This window comes from Flavobacterium sp. KY-23415 (genome assembly GCF_055384985.1).
The window spans coordinates 4119755-4138214 of the sequence record NZ_AP044001.1 but is presented as its reverse complement, the minus strand read 5'-3'; the positions used below and the strand labels follow the sequence as shown (position 1 = coordinate 4138214).

The following is an 18460-nucleotide window of genomic DNA, read 5'->3' as shown; positions in this document are numbered from 1 at the left end:
TTGTTCTTAGTCTAATCTATTGATATAGTAATTAGGATATTTTGACTCTGTAAAAGTAAAATGATTTTTTGAAATAGGTTGATTTGTTTTAAAAGAATTAACAGTTAATGTAGTTCTTGTTCCATTTTTACCAGTTTCAATCAGATTATAGATGTTTTTTGTTTGTACATCTATTCCTAAAAGTATTTCTTTTCTTTGGTCTTTAGAACTAATTGGTGTTAGTTTTATGTATTGGATTTTTCTTCCTTTAACATCTTGAAGAATATCCCACGCATACTTGTATCCTGAATTGAAGAAAGTTAACATTTTTGAAGGCGTAATAGCATTGTCATCATTTTCATCAAATTTAGAAATAGAAATTTCTTCGTCTTCTGGAACAATTGTATATACTTTTTTACCATCAAATATTTTGGTAACTCCCATGAAGTTTAAATTATATAAGTTGTCTTTTAGAGTTACATTTCCTTTGCTTTCTTGGTTTATATTTTCTTTCGGATTGCTAATTGCATATTTAAACTCTATAACTATGTTGTCATAGCTTTTTACTTTAGCTGTAACATCATCTAATAAACTTTTAGCTTTAGCAGCGTCTTGTGCTTGGGTTGAAAAACCGATTAAAAGAAAACATACTAATTTAAAAAAATTATTCATTGTGTATTAATTAATTATTTTGTTCGTTATTTAAAAAATGTTCTAATGCTACTAAATCAGATATTAAAACAGACCTAGCCTTACTTCCCTCAAATGGACCTACAATTCCAGCCGCTTCTAATTGGTCAATAATTCTTCCAGCTCTATTGTAACCTAATTTTAATTTTCGTTGTATTAATGATGCACTTCCTTGTTGCGCTGTGACTATTACTTCTGCAGCTTCTCTAAAAAGTGTATCTCTTTCTGAAATGTTTATATCAAGATTCGTGCCATTCTCTTCTCCAATATATTCTGGAAGTAAATAAGCATCAGGATAAGCTTTCTGACCTCCAATGAAGTCACAAACTTTCTCCACTTCGGGTGTGTCTATGAATGCACATTGCACACGCACCATGTCATTTCCATTGGTATATAATAAATCTCCACGTCCAATGAGTTGATCTGCACCTCCTGCATCTAGAATTGTCCTAGAATCAATTTTAGACATTACTCTAAAGGCAATACGAGCAGGGAAATTGGCTTTAATCATACCTGTTATTACGTTTACCGATGGTCTTTGAGTTGCTATTATTAAATGAATACCAATAGCCCTAGCTAACTGAGCTAAACGCGCAATTGGCGTTTCTACTTCTTTACCAGCAGTCATAATTAAATCGGCAAATTCATCTACAACGAGGACAATATAGGGTAGAAATCGATGTCCGTTTTCAGGATTCAATCTACGTAATCTGAATTTTTCATTGTATTCTTTAATATTTCGAACCATTGCATCTTTTAATAGTGAGTAACGGTTATCCATTTCTATACACAAAGAGTTCAATGTGTTGATAACTTTTGTATTGTCTGTTATTATGGCATCTTCATTATCTGGAAGTTTTGCTAAATAATGACGTTCTATTTTATTAAAAAGTGTAAGTTCAACTTTTTTAGGATCTACTAATACAAATTTTACTTCTGCTGGGTGTTTTTTGTATAAGAGAGAGGCTAATATAGCATTTAATCCAACTGATTTTCCTTGTCCTGTTGCTCCAGCCATTAATAAGTGGGGCATTTTTGCTAAATCAACAACAAATGTTTCATTAGAAATGGTTTTTCCTAAGGCTATAGGGAGTTCCATTTCTGCTTCTTGAAACCTTGGGGAAGAAATAACACTCTTCATTGAGACCAAAGTTGGTTTGTTGTTTGGAACTTCAATACCAATAGTTCCTTTTCCTGGTATTGGAGCAATGATACGAATACCTAATGCTGCTAAAGATAAGGCAATATCGTCTTCTAAGTTTTTGATTTTGGAAATACGAATACCTGCATCTGGCACAATTTCGTAAAGAGTTACAGTTGGCCCAACAGTAGCTTTTATCTGTGTAATTCCAATATTGTAGTTTTTTAATGTTTCTACAATTCGATTTTTATTGTCTTCAAGTTCTGTTTGATTTATTGTAATACCACCAGTTGCATAATCTTTTAATAATTCAATTGGAGGGAATTGATAGTTAGAAAGTTCTAATGTATGATCAAATTCTCCAAAATCTTTAACTAATCTTGAAGCTAAATTTTCTTCAATTATTTCTTCTTCAGCTACTTTTTCAATAACAAAATCATTATCTATTATTTGATCTTCTTTTTGAGTTATATTAGTACTTAATTCAATATCTGGATTTTCTTTTTTTGGCTTACTATTTAATGATAATTCGGATGCGTTTGATATGGTAGGCTTTAATGTTTCTTTATTAATTTCAAAGTTAGATATTGTTTTTACTTCAAAATTTGAAATAATATCATCATCTTCTGTAATGGTAAAATCATCATCTTCAACTGGCTTGTTGTTGATTATTGATTTGTTATCTTCGATTTTTTCGTTCTCAATTAGTTTTTCGTCCTCGGGCTGAATTGGTTTTTCAAAAAAGCTTTTTATACTATCGGGTGACATTTTTACTTTAAATATTAAAAATAAAATTACACCAAAGATAAGCGTGAATAGTGTTCCTATTTTTCCAATATAATCTTGAATAAATAAGTTCATTTCAAAACCTACTGTTCCTGAAAGTGCAGGTACAAAATCCCAGAAGAAACCGAAAAGTATTGATAAGATAATAATAAGATATAAATCCCAGAAAAGTATTCTTTTTAATTTGTTCAATGAAATATCTAGAATGAGATAAATACCAGTTAAAGTGAAAAATCGAATTAAGATGAAAGAAGCAACGCCAAAACCTTCATATAGAAAAAAATTAGCCAAACTTCCACCAAATTTTCCTAACCAATTATCAGGTTGGATTTCCCTATCTAATAAATTGGTTACTTGACTTTGGTCATGATTTCCTGTAATAAAATAGGAAATAAAAGATAGTAACAAAGAAATCGAAAGCAATACTAGCAAAACACCAAAAATGAATTTTTGTTGTCTAGATAGTTGAAATGGTTTCTTTTCTATTGTTGAAGCTGCTTTTTTTGAATCTTGTTTACTTTTTTTTGCCATTTAGGGAACACTATTTTACAAAAATAGAGAATTTAAAATAAATAGGGTGTATAAATTATTACACCAATAATTATTGCTGTAAAAGCAGCAAATAACACTGCTCCGGCAGCTATATCTTTAATGAATCCAATGCGTTCATGGTAGTCAGGGTGAATGAAGTCTGCAATTTTCTCGACTGCTGTGTTTAAACCTTCAATACTTAGTACTAATCCAATGGCTAATGTTTGAACAAGCCATTCTTCTTTAGTAATTTGAAAATAGATTCCTGCTATTGTCATTAATAAACCTAACGACAACTGAACCATAATACTATGTTCAGTTGTTGCCAGTTTAAATGCTCCTTTAATAGCGAAAATGATGCTTTTTAATCTGCCTGTAAAGAATGTATTATCTTTTTCGAAACTCATACATTAATTATAATGCAGCTAATGCAGATTCATAATTGGGTTCGTTAGCAATTTCTGCCACTTGTTCTGTATATTTAACTACTCCGTTTTCATCAACAATAATAACTACTCTTGAGTGTAAACCCGCTAAAGGTCCGTCAGTGATTTCTAAACCATAATCTTTTCCAAAACTTCCTGTATTGAAATCGGAAAGGTTAACAACTTTTTCTAATCCTTCTGCTCCACAAAAACGTTTTTGCGCAAATGGTAAATCACGAGAAATGCATAATACTTTTGTGTTTTCTAACTGGCTAGCTTTTGCATTGAATTCTCGCACAGATGTTGCACAAGTACCAGTATCTACGCTTGGGAAAATATTTAAAACTAATTTGCTTCCTGCAAAATCTGCTAATGTAACAGCTCCTAAATCGGTATTCGTTAATTTGAAATCTGGAGCTTTTGTTCCTACAGTTGGTAATTCTCCGTTCGTATGTATTGGATTCCCTCCTAATGTTATTGTTGCCATAGTGTCTTTTTTAATGAGGTTCAAAAGTAATAAATATTATTGAATTGCCATTTATGGTTTGAACCTTAATTTTTGAATGTTATTTTGTTTTACTTTGTTTGTTCTAACCAATTTCTAAAATCATAAAAGTTCTGTGGTGCAACTCCATGACCGACAGGGTATTCTTTGTATTCGGCTTTTAATCCTAAACTTTCAAGGAAAGGTTTGGCTTTTTTTGCCCAATCTAAAGGAATAACCTGATCTACTGTTCCGTGAGAAATAAAAAATTGTAGGTGCTTGTTATTTTTTGTTTGATAATTCTCTACAAGTATTTGCTCATTTAAATAGCCGCTTAGTGCAACAACTCTAGCAATTTTTTCAGGATAGGATAGTGCAGTAGCATAACTTAGAATGGTACCTTGACTGAATCCTACTAGTGTTACTTTAGTTTTGTCTATTGGATATTTCGTTGTAATTTCATCAATGAATGTAGCGATTAAATCTCTTGATTCTCTCGCCTGTACATCGTCTGAAAATTTGTTTTCATCGGCATCAAAATGAATAGCATACCAAGCGTGTCCGTAGGGTTTTAAATCGTAGGGAGCACGTACAGAAATTATATAATACTCTTCTGGTAATTCTGTTGAGAAAGAAAATAGGTCTTCTTCATTACTTCCATAACCGTGCAATAAGATGATTACTGGATTTTGTTCTTGTTTTATTTTAGGTTCTCTAATTAGATAGTGTAGTTTCATTTTTGATGTATTCGATTTTTTTAAAATTATTACTAAATTTTTATTTACAAGGGTTTGATGTTTTTTTTTTCAATCTAATTGCTTGGAGGTGCCATACCTTAAATTGGTTTCTTTTTCTAAGAAGTCTTTCAATCTGTTTTTTTCTACTTGGTTATCGACTGTAAAGATATTTTTCTGTGAATTTTTTTTTTGAGCAACAAATTTATAAATTGGATAGTTGAATGTTGGAGTTGTGTTATCTATGTTAATATTGGTATTAAATTTTGAAAACTCTTTTTCAGTAATTATTAGTTTATTATAATCGTTTGGTATAAAGTTATATTTGTAGATTATAGTATTACCAAGAATTAAGTAGTTGTAACAGTTTTTTTGATAATCTACTGTGATGCCTTTTTTTAGAAGCGGAATACCTATCAATATTGTACATGATAAGAAACAAATTAACATTGTTAATCCATTTGCTATATCTAGTGTATTATGATAAACAGTATTAATAGCACTTAGTAATAAAGCAAAAGGAAATAGTAAAACAATAATAAAAATCCCTTTACTTTTTAGTTCAAAAAGATCACTTATATCAATCTTGGCTTTTATTTTGCTATTTTTAAAGGGGTTCATTTATGAATTTTTAAAGTGAAAATCTAGATTTCGATGTGTAATACGATTAGTAATTTTCTAAAAAGTTATAAAATGTAGCATTGATTCTAGCCATACTGTCGTTTTCTTTTTTTACTAAATAATCTCCAAGTTTTACTTTATTGAAAAAAAAAACTATTTTCTTCCTCTCTAATAAATAAGTTATTATTAATAATTATTGTTTTTGTTGTTGCTTTTCTTGAATGATTTAAAGAATCTAAAATAATGTTAGTAACATATCCATCAAATGATAGTTCTAATTTTTGTTTTCTTTCTTCTTTTTTACGTTTTATTTCAGAATTATTTCCCCAAAAAAAAGATATAGTTATTATAGATAATACTATTATATTTGCAATATTTTGTTCTTTTCTGTTTAGTATTTTATTCACTTACAGGCTTTTAAATATTTTTTGAAAAAAATCACCAACAATTGGAACTAATTTTCTTTCTCCATTTAAAGCGCCTAGAAATCCAAAAATCCAAAGCATAAAAATCATTACATATAGTGCTGTTGAAATAATCCAGCTATCAAAGTTTCCTACAAAATAGCCTAATATTGCCCATGTTAGAAAAATACCTAATGCTTGTCGGTTGTGAAAACTAGCAAATTCACTTTTGTTTTCGTCTTGATTCATGAAAATTGCAATGATACTTCCAATTATTGTTAAGTAGCTTACTATGGCCGCGTTTTTACCTTTATTTATATCATTCATTGTAAATAATTAATTGTTAAGTAATAACTTTCCGTTATTGTAAATCCCGTATGCTTTTCCTAAGGTTCTTTGCCCTAGAAAAGCAGAATTTTTAGATTTTGATAGTATGTTTTCTTTAGTAAATGTTCCTTCTTCGTTTGGTGTGAACAAACTTAGTTCTGCAATAGTATTTACTGCAATGGTGTTTTGAGTTATGCCAAAAATTGTTTTGGCATTGGTTAATTTTTCAATGACTATTTCTAGTGGTAGTATTGTTAATAAGGCTCCAAAAGCACTTTCTAGACCTATTGTTCCATCTTTTGCCATGTCGAACTCTAATTTTTTGAGTTCAATATCTAACGGATTATGATCGGAGGTTATACAATCTATAGTATTGTCTAAAACAGCTTCTATTAATGCTTTTCTTGTTGCTTCATCGCGCAATGGTGGAGCTACTTTATACCTTGAATCGAAACCTGTTAATATCTCCTCATTTAGTACTAAATTATGAATAGCAACACTGCAAGTAACTTGTAGTCCTTTTGCTTTTGCTTCTTTTATTAGTGCAATTGATTTTTGTGTAGAAATGGTTGGAATATGTAATTTCCCACCGGTATATTCTAATAAAAATAAATTGCGTGCAATGTGTAATTCTTCGGCTAGACTTGGAATTCCCTTTAGGCCTAAACGGGTAGAAGCAATTCCTTCGTTAACAATCCCTTTTCCTTTTAATGAATTATCTTGACAATAGGTGATTATCAATCCATCAAAATCTTGCACATATTGTAATGCTATTTTTTGAATATTCGCATCTTGTATTGCTCTTTTATAATCTCCAAAAGCAATTGCTCCTGCATTTTTCATATCGAATAGTTCGGCTAAATCTTGTCCTTCACTGTTTTTTGTTAGTGCTCCAATAGGAAATAATGTGGTGGCTTTATTTTTAGCTTTGTCTAAAACAAATTTAATATGCGATTGGTTGTCGATTATTGGGAGACTATTAGGTTGAAGTGCAATTGCTGTAAAACCACTTTTTGCAGCTACTTTCAAGCCATTTTCAATAGTTTCTCTATCTTCATAACCAGGTTCACCAAAGGAAACAGAGGAATCAAACCAACCTTGTGAAACGTGCAGATTTTCTTTCTCTATAACTTCAAAACCATTATTTGAAGCGATTTCTTTGGCAATTTCTGTAATTATGCCATTTTCAATTTTTATATCTACTGTTTGGTTGTGAAAAGCACTTTTTTTGTCAATTATAGTTGCTTTTTTAATTAAAACGGGTGTCATTTTACGAATTTTTGAATTAGTAGTTCAATCAATAAGAAAAGTAATGTGCCAATGATAAACCATTTCCATAACGCTGTGTCTGTTCTTTTAGAGTGTAAGTCGTTAAGAATAGTAGATACATTGTTTACAGTTGTAGCTTTCTCAAAGAGTGTTGTGTTTGTGTTGTTCAAATCGCTTTCTGTTCTTGGATAGTTAAAGCTAATTTGTTGTAGACTTTTTTTAGCTTGCATTACATCATAGTTCCCTGAAAGTTCTGGATAATCTCCAAAATTAAGTTTCACTTTGGAACTAATTATTTGTTGTTGTGGAATGAAGCTATGATCTTTTTTAGTTATGCTTACTACTTCGTCTTTGGATAGAACGGCATCAATTATTAATGTTTCGTTATTTCCAATGGTGTAAGTGTTCGTTTTTGTAGCGTTTTTTGATTGAGCCATATTGAATAGGGTAGGCACAATTAAAGGCGAATTTTGTAGATTGGAATTTTGTTTGTTTATTGGTGCTGTAAAAACATATAAGTTTCCGATTTTGTTAGTAATACCAACAACAAAATTAGTATTGTCTTCAAATTGTAATATTGGTAAACCGTTTCCAGAGGTTGAAAAAGATTGAGTGACTTTTGGGTATTGGAAATTGGTTACTTTTTTTTCGAAAACATTTTTATAGACTGGATGGCTGAAACTAATCTTTGTGATTTGTTTTTCGGTTAGTATTTTGTTTAAAAATTGAAAAGAACCAAAATTCTTTAAAAAACCATTCATGTTTTGTATGCTGTTTTCTTCAGAAGGTATTACGATAATATTTCCTCCTTTATTATAGAAAGAAAGTAGTGTTGTTGCTAAAGCTTGAGGAATTTCTGCAATTTCATTAAGAATTATGGTTTGCTGTTCGTCAATTTTATTATAGTTGAGTTGGGTTAATTCCGTATTGGTTATTACAAATTCATCTTCAGTTAAAATTTTATTTATGAATTTGTTTTTTTCAACTGTTCCAATTACAATGGCATTTTGTTTTTTGGGTTCAGAAATGCTAAAATAATAATCATTGTCATATTGCAAGCTGTTATCTTGTAGCGTTACTTTTCCATGAAATGCACTTTTTGGAATATTAATTTTTAATTCTTTTTCTGTCTTATCAAATGTAACTTGCGATTTCGCAATTAGCGTTTCATTGTTATAAACAGCTACAGGAATAGTTTCTTCTGTTTCACCATAGCTTTTTAAATCTATTTTAATTTCATAGAAAGCGTCTAAGATTTGCGATAAGTGCACATTTTCTATACTAATGTTGTTTTTGTTTTCTGCTTGTGGATGTATGAAATAGACTTCGTTATTTTTACTAATGTCTGCTATTTTTTTGGAATTTGTAGCAATAGCATCTGTAATAATAATATAATCTTTTTGAGTATTTGGTTTTTTTGTTGCAACCTGCGTTAATAAATAGTCCAATTCAAAAGGAAGTGCCGAATAGTCTATTTTTTGAAGTTCTCGTTGTATGGTTTTGATATCAACATCCCAAAATACTTCATTATTTGTTAAAAGTGAGAAACTTTGAGTATCGGGTAATGATTCTAGTAGTTCTTGTATGCTTCTTTTTAATAATTCTCCTTTACTTCCTTTAGCTTGCATTGAAAAGGAGTTGTCCACTAGAATTATTAGCTCATTTTCTTTACTTTTTGCTTCTTTTGCATTAAAAAAAGGTTGTGCAAAAGCAAATATTAATAGCGCAAGTAGTAGTAATCTAGTGGCTAAAAGTAACCACTTTTTTATTGTGCTACTCTTTCGAGTGTTTTGTTGTAATTGGCGAAGTAATTTTACATTAGTAAAGTATTGTTTCTTAAATCTACGCAATTGAAATAAATGCACTAAAATTGGAATTACCAATAAAAATAGGAAGTATAAAATCTCTGGATGTTTAAACTGCATTTATTTTATTTTTTATGTATAATGTATTATTTAATCAACGTCCAAAAATACAAAATTCTTATGGTTTTCAATTAAAAGTATAGCGTTGTTATTATTTATTTTTTTGAGTGCTTTTGTGTAATATTAAAAATACGAATAGAAAGGGTATTGCAAAAACAAAACTCAAAAGGAATTGTTTTAAGAGTAAACTAGCTATAAATGAAACTACTCCAAATAGAAATAGATTTATAAGACCTCCTTTTATTCCGTTCTTTAAATATCCATCATAAAATAATGCAATTAAAGGAAGTAGAGTTATAAAGCCTATGAAAATCATTCTTTCGGTTTTTTCTTTCCGTTTTTAAAATTCACTTTTTCTATAACTGGAGTTTTTTTTGGTTCGTTTTTTTTCTTGTAATTCGGCTTGAAGGTAGTTGCAGACTTTTTTTGTCCATCAAATTTAGGTTTCTCTTCTTTCTTTTCTGTTGGAACCGATTTTTTATGTGACTTAATAACATCTAGTGGATTTTTTGGCTCTTCTTTGGTTCCTCGTAAATGAATGACAAGTCCATTTAGGAAGTTACGCAACAATTGATCTCCACACTCAACATAGTTAGGATGATTTTCATTTCTGAATATGTTCCCTAACTCTCCTTTTGAAACTCTAAAATCTACTAATTTTAAAATTTCAACAATTTGATCATCACGTAATTGAAGTGCAACCCTTAGCTTTTTAAAAATATCGTTATTTGTCATGATTATAAAATATTGAGGTCAAAGATATTTAATTAAATTTAGAATTATTATTTTTACAAAAAAGAATGTAGAAATATGGAAGATTATCAGGAAAAAATTAGTTTGCTTCAGGAGATGATTTCTTTTGCTCTTATTGATGGAGAACTGCATGATAGAGAATATGATTTCATTGAGATGGTTTCTCAAGAATTAGAAATTGATAAGGCAACTTTTTTAAAACTTTTTGATAAAAAAGCGGAGAAAGTGGTTATTAAAGATGAATTTAATAGAATTTGTCAATTTTATAGATTAGCTTTATTGATGCACTCAGATGGTGTTTTGCATGATCGTGAACAAATTAAAATTAATGAAATTGGCATTAATATGGGTTTAAATCCTTATGCGATGAAGCGCGTTTTATATTTAATGAAAAATTCTCCAAACCGAATGGTTGATGGGCAGACTTTGTTATCTGTATTTGCAGAACAACATAATTAAAACACTGTAATTTAGTCAGTTATATTTTAAAAAAATCTTAAAATTTAGGTCAAAATGTCTTTTCTATAACGCTTAGTAAAGACATTTTGACTTTTTTTCGTTTTGGAATACAGTTTGTATTATACTAGTCAAAATAAAATACATGTTTAACTATAAAAATATAGATATGAACTTAGTAAAATCAAATCCGAAATTGTTTTTTCCATCAGTAATGGAAGAGTTTTTTAAACCAGATTTTGTGGGTGGTGTTCAAGGTTTTTCAAATTCAACAGTTCCCGCTGTTAATATTAAAGAAACAGAAACAGAGTTTAAAATTGAATTAGCATCGCCAGGTTTAAAAAGAGAAGATTTTAAAATAGAAGTAGATGAAAAAGTGTTATCTATTTCATCTGAGAGAAAAAATGAATCAGAAGAAACAAGTGACAATGGGAAATATACTCGTAAAGAATTTAGCTTTTCATCCTTTAAACGCTCTTTTACTCTACCAGAAACGGTAAACGAAGACGATATTAGTGCTAATTATCAAGATGGGGTTTTACGTCTAACGCTTCCAAAAAAAGAAGAAGCATTACCAAAACCAAAACGTTATATAGCGATTGGTAGTTGATTAGATGATTGATTTAAGTGAAAAGCCTAATGAACACAACATTTCATTAGGCTTTTTTTTACTTCATGGGAGGCATCATTTGTGTTGCCAACTCTTGTGCTCTAGAAGCAATTTCATCTTGTACTTCCTTAATTCTCTTTTCATATTTTTTTCTACAATCACTTCCTGTTTGGTGTGGTGGACAATTTTTTCTTGCAGCTCTTAACTGTGCGATTTCATCTTGTTTTCCTTTCAACCAATTGACAATATTCTCCGTTTTAGCTTTACCAGATGGTAAATGAAAATCAAACGATAGTATTTTATAACCGTCTGTATTAATTCCCCATTCTTCAATTTGTTCAAGGTGCAATAATTTAGAAACGCCATCTTCAGCCTCGGTTACCGCTAAAAATTTTTGTCTTTTTTCTAATACATCTTTAAAAACACCTACTCCAAATCCCATTAGAGGAACACCCGTTGGAAATTGAGCTTCCTCTTTGGCAAACCAAAAAGTAATTCTTTTTTGAGAACCATCATTATCTGTAAATGTACCGCTGTAAGGTTCTAGAGGACTAGAATTGGTAACGGTGTTCGCATTTGCTTTGGCACTATTTAAAACTTCTAAACTTTTACTATACATATCTGTAAATACATTTGAAAAAGTAAAACCAGAAGGCATTTTAATACAGATTTTTCCTTTTTCCTGATGTTCTACAAATGCATACCAATCATTCTGAGCATTACGAATGATAAAATTAATTTTATACTGCTGCACATACGGATTGTTTTTTAACGGTTGGAACAAGTCGTTGTTTTCAATATCTGTTCCATGAATGTACATAGAGTTATCATTACTATTTACCTTATAGGTGAAATTTCCAGATTGATTGTTGATGGAAATATATTGTTCTATTTCAAAATCAAACTTAAAGATACCGTGAGGTTCAATAGGATTAATGGCAATTTTTGCCTTTAAATCAAAATATTTAGAATCATCAAAAGGAGTACCTTGATCAATAGTGGGTACGGATTGCTGTTTGCCGTCATAATTCCAGACTACTTTCATTTCGTGTTGTAAATGAAGGGGAACATCTGTAGGTATTTCAAAAGGATTTGGAATGACACCTGTAACCATTCCTAATGCGGCTGTTGCACCTAGACCGAGTATAATTTTGACTGCTAATTTCATTTCTAATATTATATTTTTTGAAACTCTACACGTCTGTTTTTAGCTTTTCCTTCAGCAGAATTATTATCAGCAACGGGTTCGTTTTCACCTCTTCCTTGATACATAAAGCGAGATTTGTCTAATCCTTTGTTATCAATAAAATAGTTCATTACTGAAGCTGCTCTCGATTTAGATAAAGTCATATTTTTTACCGAATCTCCATCGCTATCGGTGTGACCAATAATATTCAAACGAAGGGTCTTGTCGTCTTGTAGTACTTTTGCCATTTTATCTAAAAATTCATATGATTCTTTTTTGATTTTATCCGAGCCAGAATCAAATAAAATTTTTGTAGTTGAGAAACCTCCTTTTAGAATTAACGAGCGTAAATCTTCTCCTTCTTCCGTTATTTTTACATTTGCAATAGCTGCAATATGGTTTTCTTTTGGATCGGTTCCTTTTAAATAAAATTGAATATAGTTACCAAAATTATTACTTAAGAAAGAAGGTAAATCAATTGCTTTTTCATTATCAATAAAAACACGCAAACGATTCCCATTTACAACTACAGTAAAATGTGTAGAAGTATTCAATTTTTCTTGCATTTTGAAGGGAATGTTATTGTCAATTTTGGCATTTGTTTTTCCCCAATTTTGCACATTTATTTGATTACAAACAGTTGATCCTTTCCACAAGGAGAAGCTAAATTTACCACCATTTTTAGGCCTGTTTAAAGTTTGTTCACTAGAAAAGTTTATACCAAACTGAGAACCAGATAGCCCTTTGTAATCCAAATTTTCTGTAACCAAATCAAATTCTAAAGCATAATTTTCTGGTAATTTATTTGTTTTAGCAGCATAGGTTCCGTTTGGATTTAATTTGAAAGCCTTGTTTTGCCCCACTTTTATAATTTCTCCACCCGAATTCGTGTCCCAATTCGCTGGGAAATCACCAAAATTATCTTGGTTAAAATCATCAGAAAATAGGATATCTCCATTTGGAAAAAAACTACTTCCTGTAACGATATCTTGACCTTTTTTAGTTGAAGAAGATGAAGAAGATCCGGAACTTTCTTTACTTGATTTTTTTTCTTTTTTAGTCTTTTTTTTATCTGATCCAAAAACACTATCCATAGCTTGATCAGTCTTTTTTTCTGTTTCTCTTTCTACTCTTCGCTCAACTGTTCTTTCCGCTGCTCTTTCCGCTTTTTTCTTTAACTTATCAATTAATTGTGCATTACAAATTTGGGTGCCTAAAAGAAGCAGTAAAACGATATTATAGTTTTTAATTTTCATAATTTTAGTTTTTTTTTAGTTAATAGGTTGAAAGTCATTATTTTGTTTGAACTAATGAAACTATTTTTCTTTAAGTATCATACAAGCGATTTATTTTTCTACTTAATTAAAATTTCTTTTCCTGATACGTTATCTTCTTTATCATGAAAGGGTTGGTGTCTGTATTTATTCTAATTTCAGTCTTAGAAATATGATTATGAGTATCGAAAGTATGTGTAAAATGCGATTCTATGACATCTGATGATACCAAGTCTTCATAGCGTGTTTCTTTTACATTTTGAGTGCTTAGAAAGTACAAATCTTGAAAAAAATTTTCTCTAAAATAACTATCTAAAATAGCTAAAGCAGGTTGAGATTTCATAAAATGATTGAAGCCATTTCCCGATTCATAGGTTACTTGTAGCGTTTTATCATTTGAGAAAAAATAATATTCGAAATTATTTTCTGAATTGAATTTCCAAGTGTAAGGAAAGTTGTATCGATAAAGATTCGTATTAGCATCATGATCAATATTATATTCTGTACTTGAACCAGACTGGTTAACTGTAATTTTAGTTACAATTCCATTAGTATATGAAATTTGATAATTGGTTTCTTCTCCAGAAGGCAAGTCTGTAATTTTCAAATTGGAAAGTAATTGAAGGTCATTATAAGCACAATCGTAACTTATTTTAGTGCCTCCAGAAAGATTACGGGTTACATTTTGAATTAAAAATTCATTGGTATAACAGATATCTAACGTTTGGTAAGAGGCTGCTGAAGCTGGATAAATGATTTCCATGTTTACAGGTAACCAAATCGATTGGCTATCATCGTCATTATTGCAACTCCATACTACAAGTGCTACAATAATAAAAACGGATTTTAATATATACTTTTTCATAACTCATTAATGTATTTAGAATCGATTTCTTTTTTCGTAGGTAACATCTAGTTGGCTTCCACCACCGCTAAAGTTATACACTACAGTTGTAATATTGTTTTCAGAGTCTCTTGTATGAACAAAGTCAAAATCTTGTACTCCAAATTGGAAATGATTGATTTGCTTTTGGTTGAAAAAATAAAAGAGATGGCCAACATATAAACCTAAATCGAATTGCAATGCGATTTGTGGTGTCACATTTTTGAATATACCTGAATTCGAACTATCTAATGTTAGGATTAAATCAGATGTAACAAAAGTGTTGGAGTAAGTGGTTGGGTTGTCACTAGCATCTAAAACAACGGTATTGGTATCGCCACCATCAGTAAGTGTATACGTATTTGTAGATGAATTATATGTAATCGGGAAAGTTTCGGTTGTTCCACTCGCATCATCAATAATAGAAGATAATTTTCCAGAAGCATTATATACAAACGTACGAATCTCTGGTCCAGAAAGAAAACCAGAATTGGCTACACTGGTTATTTTCCCATTGGTATATGCATATTGTTTGGTTTTTAGCCCTTGATTATCTTGAATAGTAATACTAGCAATAGTGTTATCATTATTGTAAGTTAGAGTCACTGTTTTATTGTTAACGGCATTGGTATAATCTGTCAGTTTAAGTTCGGTTGGGAAAGCATCTTGTGGTGTAGCATCATCGTCATTGTTACAGGATAATAATACTAAAAAGCAGCTTACTAGGAAAAATGTTTGGATTGTTTTCATGATCATTTTTTTTTGAAATTTGTTTTTTTTAAGACTTTATTTTTGTGAATAATATTAAGTTCGTATTCTCCTTTTTCGAGATGGTTAATGTTAATTAGAATTTTTTGAGAAGGTATCTTTTGTAATTTACCTTCGTAATTGTATTTCTTTTTATCAGCCATTTTTGTCTCAGTTTGTTTTCCAAAAGTACAGCGTAATTCAAAAGTTGTTTTGTGATAATGTAACAGGCCTTTGTAACATTGTAACAAACAAAAAAAAGCCTCTAAAATGAGGCTTTACGGGGTTTTTATAGATAGTTTTTTTTATTTTTTATAATATTCAGAAGGTGCTTTTTGATACAAATCTTTAAAGCATTTGGAGAAATAATAGACATCATTAAAACCAACAGAGTAGGCAATTTCTGAAATAGAAAGTTTTTCGTTTTTTAATAATTCGACTGCTATTTTTAAACGTTCATTTCGAATAAATTCGGTAGTGGTCACACCAAATAATGATTTTAATTTTCGATGTAATTGCATGCGACTCACATGCATTTTTTCAGCGAAAGCTTCCGCATTGAAATCTTGATTGGTAATTTCTGTATGAATTACTTCTTCTATTCGAGTAATAAATTTTTCATCTACAGAATCGATAACAATTTCGGTTGGTTTTAAAATCAGTTCCTGACTGTATCTTTTCTGTAATTTTTTTCTTTCGTTAATTTGTTGGTATACCAATTCTTTCAATAAATCATGTTGAAACGGTTTGGTTAAAAAACCATCTGCTTGATTTTTTATAGCTTGTAATTTTGTTTCTGGAGTCGTTTTTGCCGTTAGTAAAATGACAGGAATAAAAGAAGTTAATTCATTTGTTTTTATTTGTTTGGTAAATTCTAAACCGTCTATTTTTGGCATCATAATATCTGAAATAATACAATCTGGAATTTCTTTTTCAGCTATTTTTAAAGCCTCTTCACCATTTTCAGCTTCATGAATTTTAAATTCTTCTTTGAAAATATCTTTAAGAACATTTCGTATAGAAGCATTGTCATCAGCGATTAATAGAATAGGCAATTCATCATTTACTTCATTTGGTTCTTTCGATACTGCTGTAGCACTTATAGGTTCATTATCATTGGTATGGCCTATAACTACATTTTTAAGGTGTGTTTGTAATGGAATTTCAAAAGTAATAGTTAACAGATCATTTTCTAAATTTGTATGAATAGTGCCTTCATATAAAGTAATGAGTTCTTTTACTAAAGCTAAACCAATACCTGCACCCGTTTGATTGGTGTTTTTTTGATAAAAACGTTCGAAAAGTTTTTGTAAATCGGTTTTTGTGAGTGTTGCATTAGAATTGCTGATACTTACTTTAAGAAATTGGTTATCAACTGAAAATAGTCCTTTAATGGTTGAAGCTTCATCACTGTACTTGATAGCATTATGAAGTAAATTAGTAGTGATTTTTTCTAAAACGTCTTTATCAAAAGGATAATTTTCATTAGGAATATCGAACTCAAGTTCTAGTTTTTTATTCGATTCTTGTGCTAAATATTCAAAAGGTTCAGCAATACTATGTAGAAAATTATTCAGATTTCCTTCTTTTACTATCAGTTGTAATTGGCCACTGTCTATTTTGGAAAGTTCTAATAACTGATCTACTAATTCCAGCATTCTATTCGCGTTCCTGTCAATTAGTTCTAGGTGTTTTTCTTGTTCAGTTGTTGCGTTTTTTTGAAGTTGTTGCACCGGACTTTTAATAAGGGTAAGTGGTGTTCTGAATTCGTGCGAAATATTAGCAAAGAAACGTGATTTTAAGGTGTTTAATTCTTCTAGTTTTTGAGCCGTTCTAATTTTATTTTTGTAACCAAAAAACAAAAAGAATCCAGTTGCTAAAAGTAGTAAAGAAATGACGATATAAATATATTTTTGTTTTTCTGCTACTTGATGTTTAGAAGTGAGCAAAGCAATTTCTTGTTCTTTTTTTTCAGATTCATATTTTTTCTCCAAAGCCACAATTTTTTCATTTAGATTCATTTCGCTTTGTTTTTCTGACTCTTGCGAAGCCTTAGCAGCATAAGAAAGTGCTGTTTCAAATTCCTTTTCTGCTCCTTTAATATTTGCCAATCCTTTGTATATTTTTTCTAAAGATTCGGTATCCTTTCTTTTTTTGGCTTCTATTTCAGCGAGTAAATAATTTTCTTCAGAAAGAGCATATTTTTTTTCCTGTCTATAAAAATCACCCAAACTGATATAAGCATTCGTTAAATGATGACTATTTTGATCTAATTTTGCTAAACTGATTGCTTTTAAATAATCTTTCTCTGCTTGTTCTGGTTTTCCTATTTTTCCATAACAATAAGCTCTTTTTAAATAGGCACCTAGATTGACATTCTTTTGAATATTATAGGTATTATTATATTGAATGGTTTTGTTTAAAAGAGGAATCACTTTTTCATATTCTTTCTTTTGAAAATATTCCTCAGCAATATTAGTCTGCATATTAGCAATATGCTTGGCATTAGCATTTTTTTCATAAATTTTCATGCTTTCTTTAAAATAATAGATGGCTTTTTGATGCTGTTTGGTACGTTGCATCACATAGCCTATATATTCTAAAAAGCTAGCATGTTTGATGGAATTGGTTAGTTTTTCATTTTTTCTACAAATTTCTTCACCTTCAATATAAAGGGCTAATGCTTTCTCAAAGTCTAAGTTATAAAAGGCTCTATTTCCTAATGCTAACAAGCCTGTAAGAATTACATTGTCATCTTTTGCTTGTTTTGCTAAAACCACTCCTTTATTGATAAATAAATTGGCTGAGTCTTGATTCGTAGAGTTATAGCGATAGCCTAATCGAATATAATGATTGGCAATGCCAGATTTAAAATCAAATTTTTCCAATTCTGCAATTGCACCTAAATGTTCGTTTACAGAAGCTTGTCTAGAGACATAATTGTTATACCAATTGGAAAGGTTAACTCTTGAGTTTGAAATGTATTTTGGAATCTTTGCTTTTCTAGCAAAATCAAGACTTAATGATAAATTTTTAAAGACAGAATCTTTTTGTTTGTGACGATTTGCAATTTCTAAATATTCAATCGCTTTTAAAGAATCGGATTGAGATCCTTTGATGCGTTGTCTAATAGAATCTATTTGCGATCCTCCTTGTGCAATTGCTTTAAAACTAATAATAAGAGTTAAAAAAAATACTATTTTTTTCATGCTGATTGTTTGTAAATGACAATTAT

17 protein-coding genes and 1 pseudogene are annotated in these 18460 nt (G+C 30.1%); 2 read left to right on the top strand and 16 right to left on the bottom strand.

Going from position 1 to position 18460, the window contains the following annotated elements:
• Positions 1-6: 6 nt before the first annotated feature.
• From lolA1 to ACZ49Z_RS18055, 11 genes are all read right to left on the bottom strand, one after another.
• On the bottom strand, positions 7-651 hold the full coding sequence (lolA1, locus tag ACZ49Z_RS18105) for an outer membrane lipoprotein periplasmic chaperone LolA1 (RefSeq protein WP_464305703.1): 645 nt from the start codon (positions 649-651) through the stop codon (positions 7-9).
• A gap of 10 nt (positions 652-661) precedes the next feature.
• Positions 662-3127: an FtsK/SpoIIIE family DNA translocase gene (locus ACZ49Z_RS18100; RefSeq protein ID WP_464305702.1), complete on the bottom strand. Its 2466-nt coding sequence runs from the start codon at positions 3125-3127 to the stop codon at positions 662-664.
• A 32-nt stretch (positions 3128-3159) separates the two neighbouring features.
• The gene (locus ACZ49Z_RS18095; RefSeq protein WP_464305701.1) at positions 3160-3534 is read right to left on the bottom strand and encodes a diacylglycerol kinase family protein; all 375 of its coding nucleotides are present in this window, start codon (positions 3532-3534) and stop codon (positions 3160-3162) included.
• Positions 3535-3541: 7 nt separating this feature from the next.
• A complete protein-coding gene (gene tpx, locus ACZ49Z_RS18090) occupies positions 3542-4039 on the bottom strand; it encodes a thiol peroxidase (RefSeq protein WP_464305700.1) in 498 nt (165 codons plus the stop codon).
• A gap of 89 nt (positions 4040-4128) precedes the next feature.
• Positions 4129-4773, bottom strand: coding sequence for an alpha/beta hydrolase (locus ACZ49Z_RS18085; protein WP_464305699.1), 645 nt, complete (start codon positions 4771-4773; stop codon positions 4129-4131).
• Between the two features lie 69 nt (positions 4774-4842).
• A complete protein-coding gene (locus tag ACZ49Z_RS18080) occupies positions 4843-5391 on the bottom strand; it encodes a hypothetical protein (RefSeq protein WP_464305698.1) in 549 nt (182 codons plus the stop codon).
• 137 nt (positions 5392-5528) lie between these two features.
• On the bottom strand, positions 5529-5798 hold the full coding sequence (locus ACZ49Z_RS18075; protein WP_464305697.1) for a hypothetical protein: 270 nt from the start codon (positions 5796-5798) through the stop codon (positions 5529-5531).
• On the bottom strand, positions 5799-6122 hold the full coding sequence (locus ACZ49Z_RS18070; RefSeq protein ID WP_464305696.1) for a DUF4870 domain-containing protein: 324 nt from the start codon (positions 6120-6122) through the stop codon (positions 5799-5801).
• 9 nt (positions 6123-6131) lie between these two features.
• Positions 6132-7391 (bottom strand): dihydroorotase, encoded by a 1260-nt coding sequence (locus ACZ49Z_RS18065; RefSeq protein ID WP_464305695.1) that lies wholly within the window; start codon positions 7389-7391, stop codon positions 6132-6134.
• Positions 7388-9316 carry a BatA domain-containing protein gene (locus ACZ49Z_RS18060; protein ID WP_464305694.1) on the bottom strand — a complete coding sequence of 643 codons (1929 nt, stop codon included), beginning with the start codon at positions 9314-9316 and terminating at the stop codon, positions 7388-7390. Before ACZ49Z_RS18060 ends, ACZ49Z_RS18065 begins: the two co-directional genes overlap by 4 nt.
• Before the next feature lie 312 nt (positions 9317-9628).
• Positions 9629-10051 carry a DUF1456 family protein gene (locus ACZ49Z_RS18055; RefSeq protein WP_464305693.1) on the bottom strand — a complete coding sequence of 141 codons (423 nt, stop codon included), beginning with the start codon at positions 10049-10051 and terminating at the stop codon, positions 9629-9631.
• A gap of 66 nt (positions 10052-10117) precedes the next feature.
• On the opposite strand from ACZ49Z_RS18055, the pseudogene ACZ49Z_RS18050 reads away from it, so the two are divergent.
• Positions 10118-10528, top strand: a pseudogene (locus ACZ49Z_RS18050) (TerB family tellurite resistance protein); the annotation flags it as partial.
• Positions 10529-10694: 166 nt separating this feature from the next.
• Positions 10695-11135 carry an Hsp20/alpha crystallin family protein gene (locus ACZ49Z_RS18045; RefSeq protein ID WP_464305692.1) on the top strand — a complete coding sequence of 147 codons (441 nt, stop codon included), beginning with the start codon at positions 10695-10697 and terminating at the stop codon, positions 11133-11135.
• 58 nt (positions 11136-11193) lie between these two features.
• On the opposite strand, the gene ACZ49Z_RS18040 is transcribed toward ACZ49Z_RS18045, so the two are convergent.
• From ACZ49Z_RS18040 to ACZ49Z_RS18020, 5 genes are all read right to left on the bottom strand, one after another.
• Entirely contained in the window at positions 11194-12303 is a 1110-nt protein-coding gene (locus tag ACZ49Z_RS18040; protein ID WP_464305691.1) for a hypothetical protein, read from the bottom strand.
• Between the two features lie 8 nt (positions 12304-12311).
• Positions 12312-13577, bottom strand: a complete 1266-nt coding sequence (locus ACZ49Z_RS18035; protein WP_464305690.1) for an OmpA family protein — start codon at positions 13575-13577, stop codon at positions 12312-12314.
• A 106-nt stretch (positions 13578-13683) separates the two neighbouring features.
• On the bottom strand, positions 13684-14460 hold the full coding sequence (locus ACZ49Z_RS18030) for a hypothetical protein (RefSeq protein ID WP_464305689.1): 777 nt from the start codon (positions 14458-14460) through the stop codon (positions 13684-13686).
• Positions 14461-14475: 15 nt separating this feature from the next.
• On the bottom strand, positions 14476-15228 hold the full coding sequence (locus ACZ49Z_RS18025) for a hypothetical protein (protein WP_464305688.1): 753 nt from the start codon (positions 15226-15228) through the stop codon (positions 14476-14478).
• Positions 15229-15530: 302 nt separating this feature from the next.
• Entirely contained in the window at positions 15531-18434 is a 2904-nt protein-coding gene (locus tag ACZ49Z_RS18020) for a response regulator (protein ID WP_464305687.1), read from the bottom strand.
• Positions 18435-18460: the final 26 nt, after the last annotated feature.

What these genes read in the sequence shown, in the direction of transcription:
- tpx (WP_464305700.1), bottom strand. Translation starts at nt 4,039, where the DNA reads ATGGCAACAATAACATTAGGAGGGAATCCAATACATACGAACGGAGAA.
- ACZ49Z_RS18085 (WP_464305699.1), bottom strand. Translation starts at nt 4,773, where the DNA reads ATGAAACTACACTATCTAATTAGAGAACCTAAAATAAAACAAGAACAA.
- ACZ49Z_RS18065 (WP_464305695.1), bottom strand. Translation starts at nt 7,391, where the DNA reads ATGACACCCGTTTTAATTAAAAAAGCAACTATAATTGACAAAAAAAGT.
- ACZ49Z_RS18025 (WP_464305688.1), bottom strand. Translation starts at nt 15,228, where the DNA reads ATGAAAACAATCCAAACATTTTTCCTAGTAAGCTGCTTTTTAGTATTA.
- ACZ49Z_RS18080 (WP_464305698.1), bottom strand. Translation starts at nt 5,391, where the DNA reads ATGAACCCCTTTAAAAATAGCAAAATAAAAGCCAAGATTGATATAAGT.
- ACZ49Z_RS18035 (WP_464305690.1), bottom strand. Translation starts at nt 13,577, where the DNA reads ATGAAAATTAAAAACTATAATATCGTTTTACTGCTTCTTTTAGGCACC.
- ACZ49Z_RS18020 (WP_464305687.1), bottom strand. Translation starts at nt 18,434, where the DNA reads ATGAAAAAAATAGTATTTTTTTTAACTCTTATTATTAGTTTTAAAGCA.
- ACZ49Z_RS18070 (WP_464305696.1), bottom strand. Translation starts at nt 6,122, where the DNA reads ATGAATGATATAAATAAAGGTAAAAACGCGGCCATAGTAAGCTACTTA.
- ACZ49Z_RS18045 (WP_464305692.1), top strand. Translation starts at nt 10,695, where the DNA reads ATGAACTTAGTAAAATCAAATCCGAAATTGTTTTTTCCATCAGTAATG.
- ACZ49Z_RS18060 (WP_464305694.1), bottom strand. Translation starts at nt 9,316, where the DNA reads ATGCAGTTTAAACATCCAGAGATTTTATACTTCCTATTTTTATTGGTA.
- ACZ49Z_RS18030 (WP_464305689.1), bottom strand. Translation starts at nt 14,460, where the DNA reads ATGAAAAAGTATATATTAAAATCCGTTTTTATTATTGTAGCACTTGTA.
- ACZ49Z_RS18040 (WP_464305691.1), bottom strand. Translation starts at nt 12,303, where the DNA reads ATGAAATTAGCAGTCAAAATTATACTCGGTCTAGGTGCAACAGCCGCA.
- ACZ49Z_RS18095 (WP_464305701.1), bottom strand. Translation starts at nt 3,534, where the DNA reads ATGAGTTTCGAAAAAGATAATACATTCTTTACAGGCAGATTAAAAAGC.
- ACZ49Z_RS18100 (WP_464305702.1), bottom strand. Translation starts at nt 3,127, where the DNA reads ATGGCAAAAAAAAGTAAACAAGATTCAAAAAAAGCAGCTTCAACAATA.
- ACZ49Z_RS18055 (WP_464305693.1), bottom strand. Translation starts at nt 10,051, where the DNA reads ATGACAAATAACGATATTTTTAAAAAGCTAAGGGTTGCACTTCAATTA.
- lolA1 (WP_464305703.1), bottom strand. Translation starts at nt 651, where the DNA reads ATGAATAATTTTTTTAAATTAGTATGTTTTCTTTTAATCGGTTTTTCA.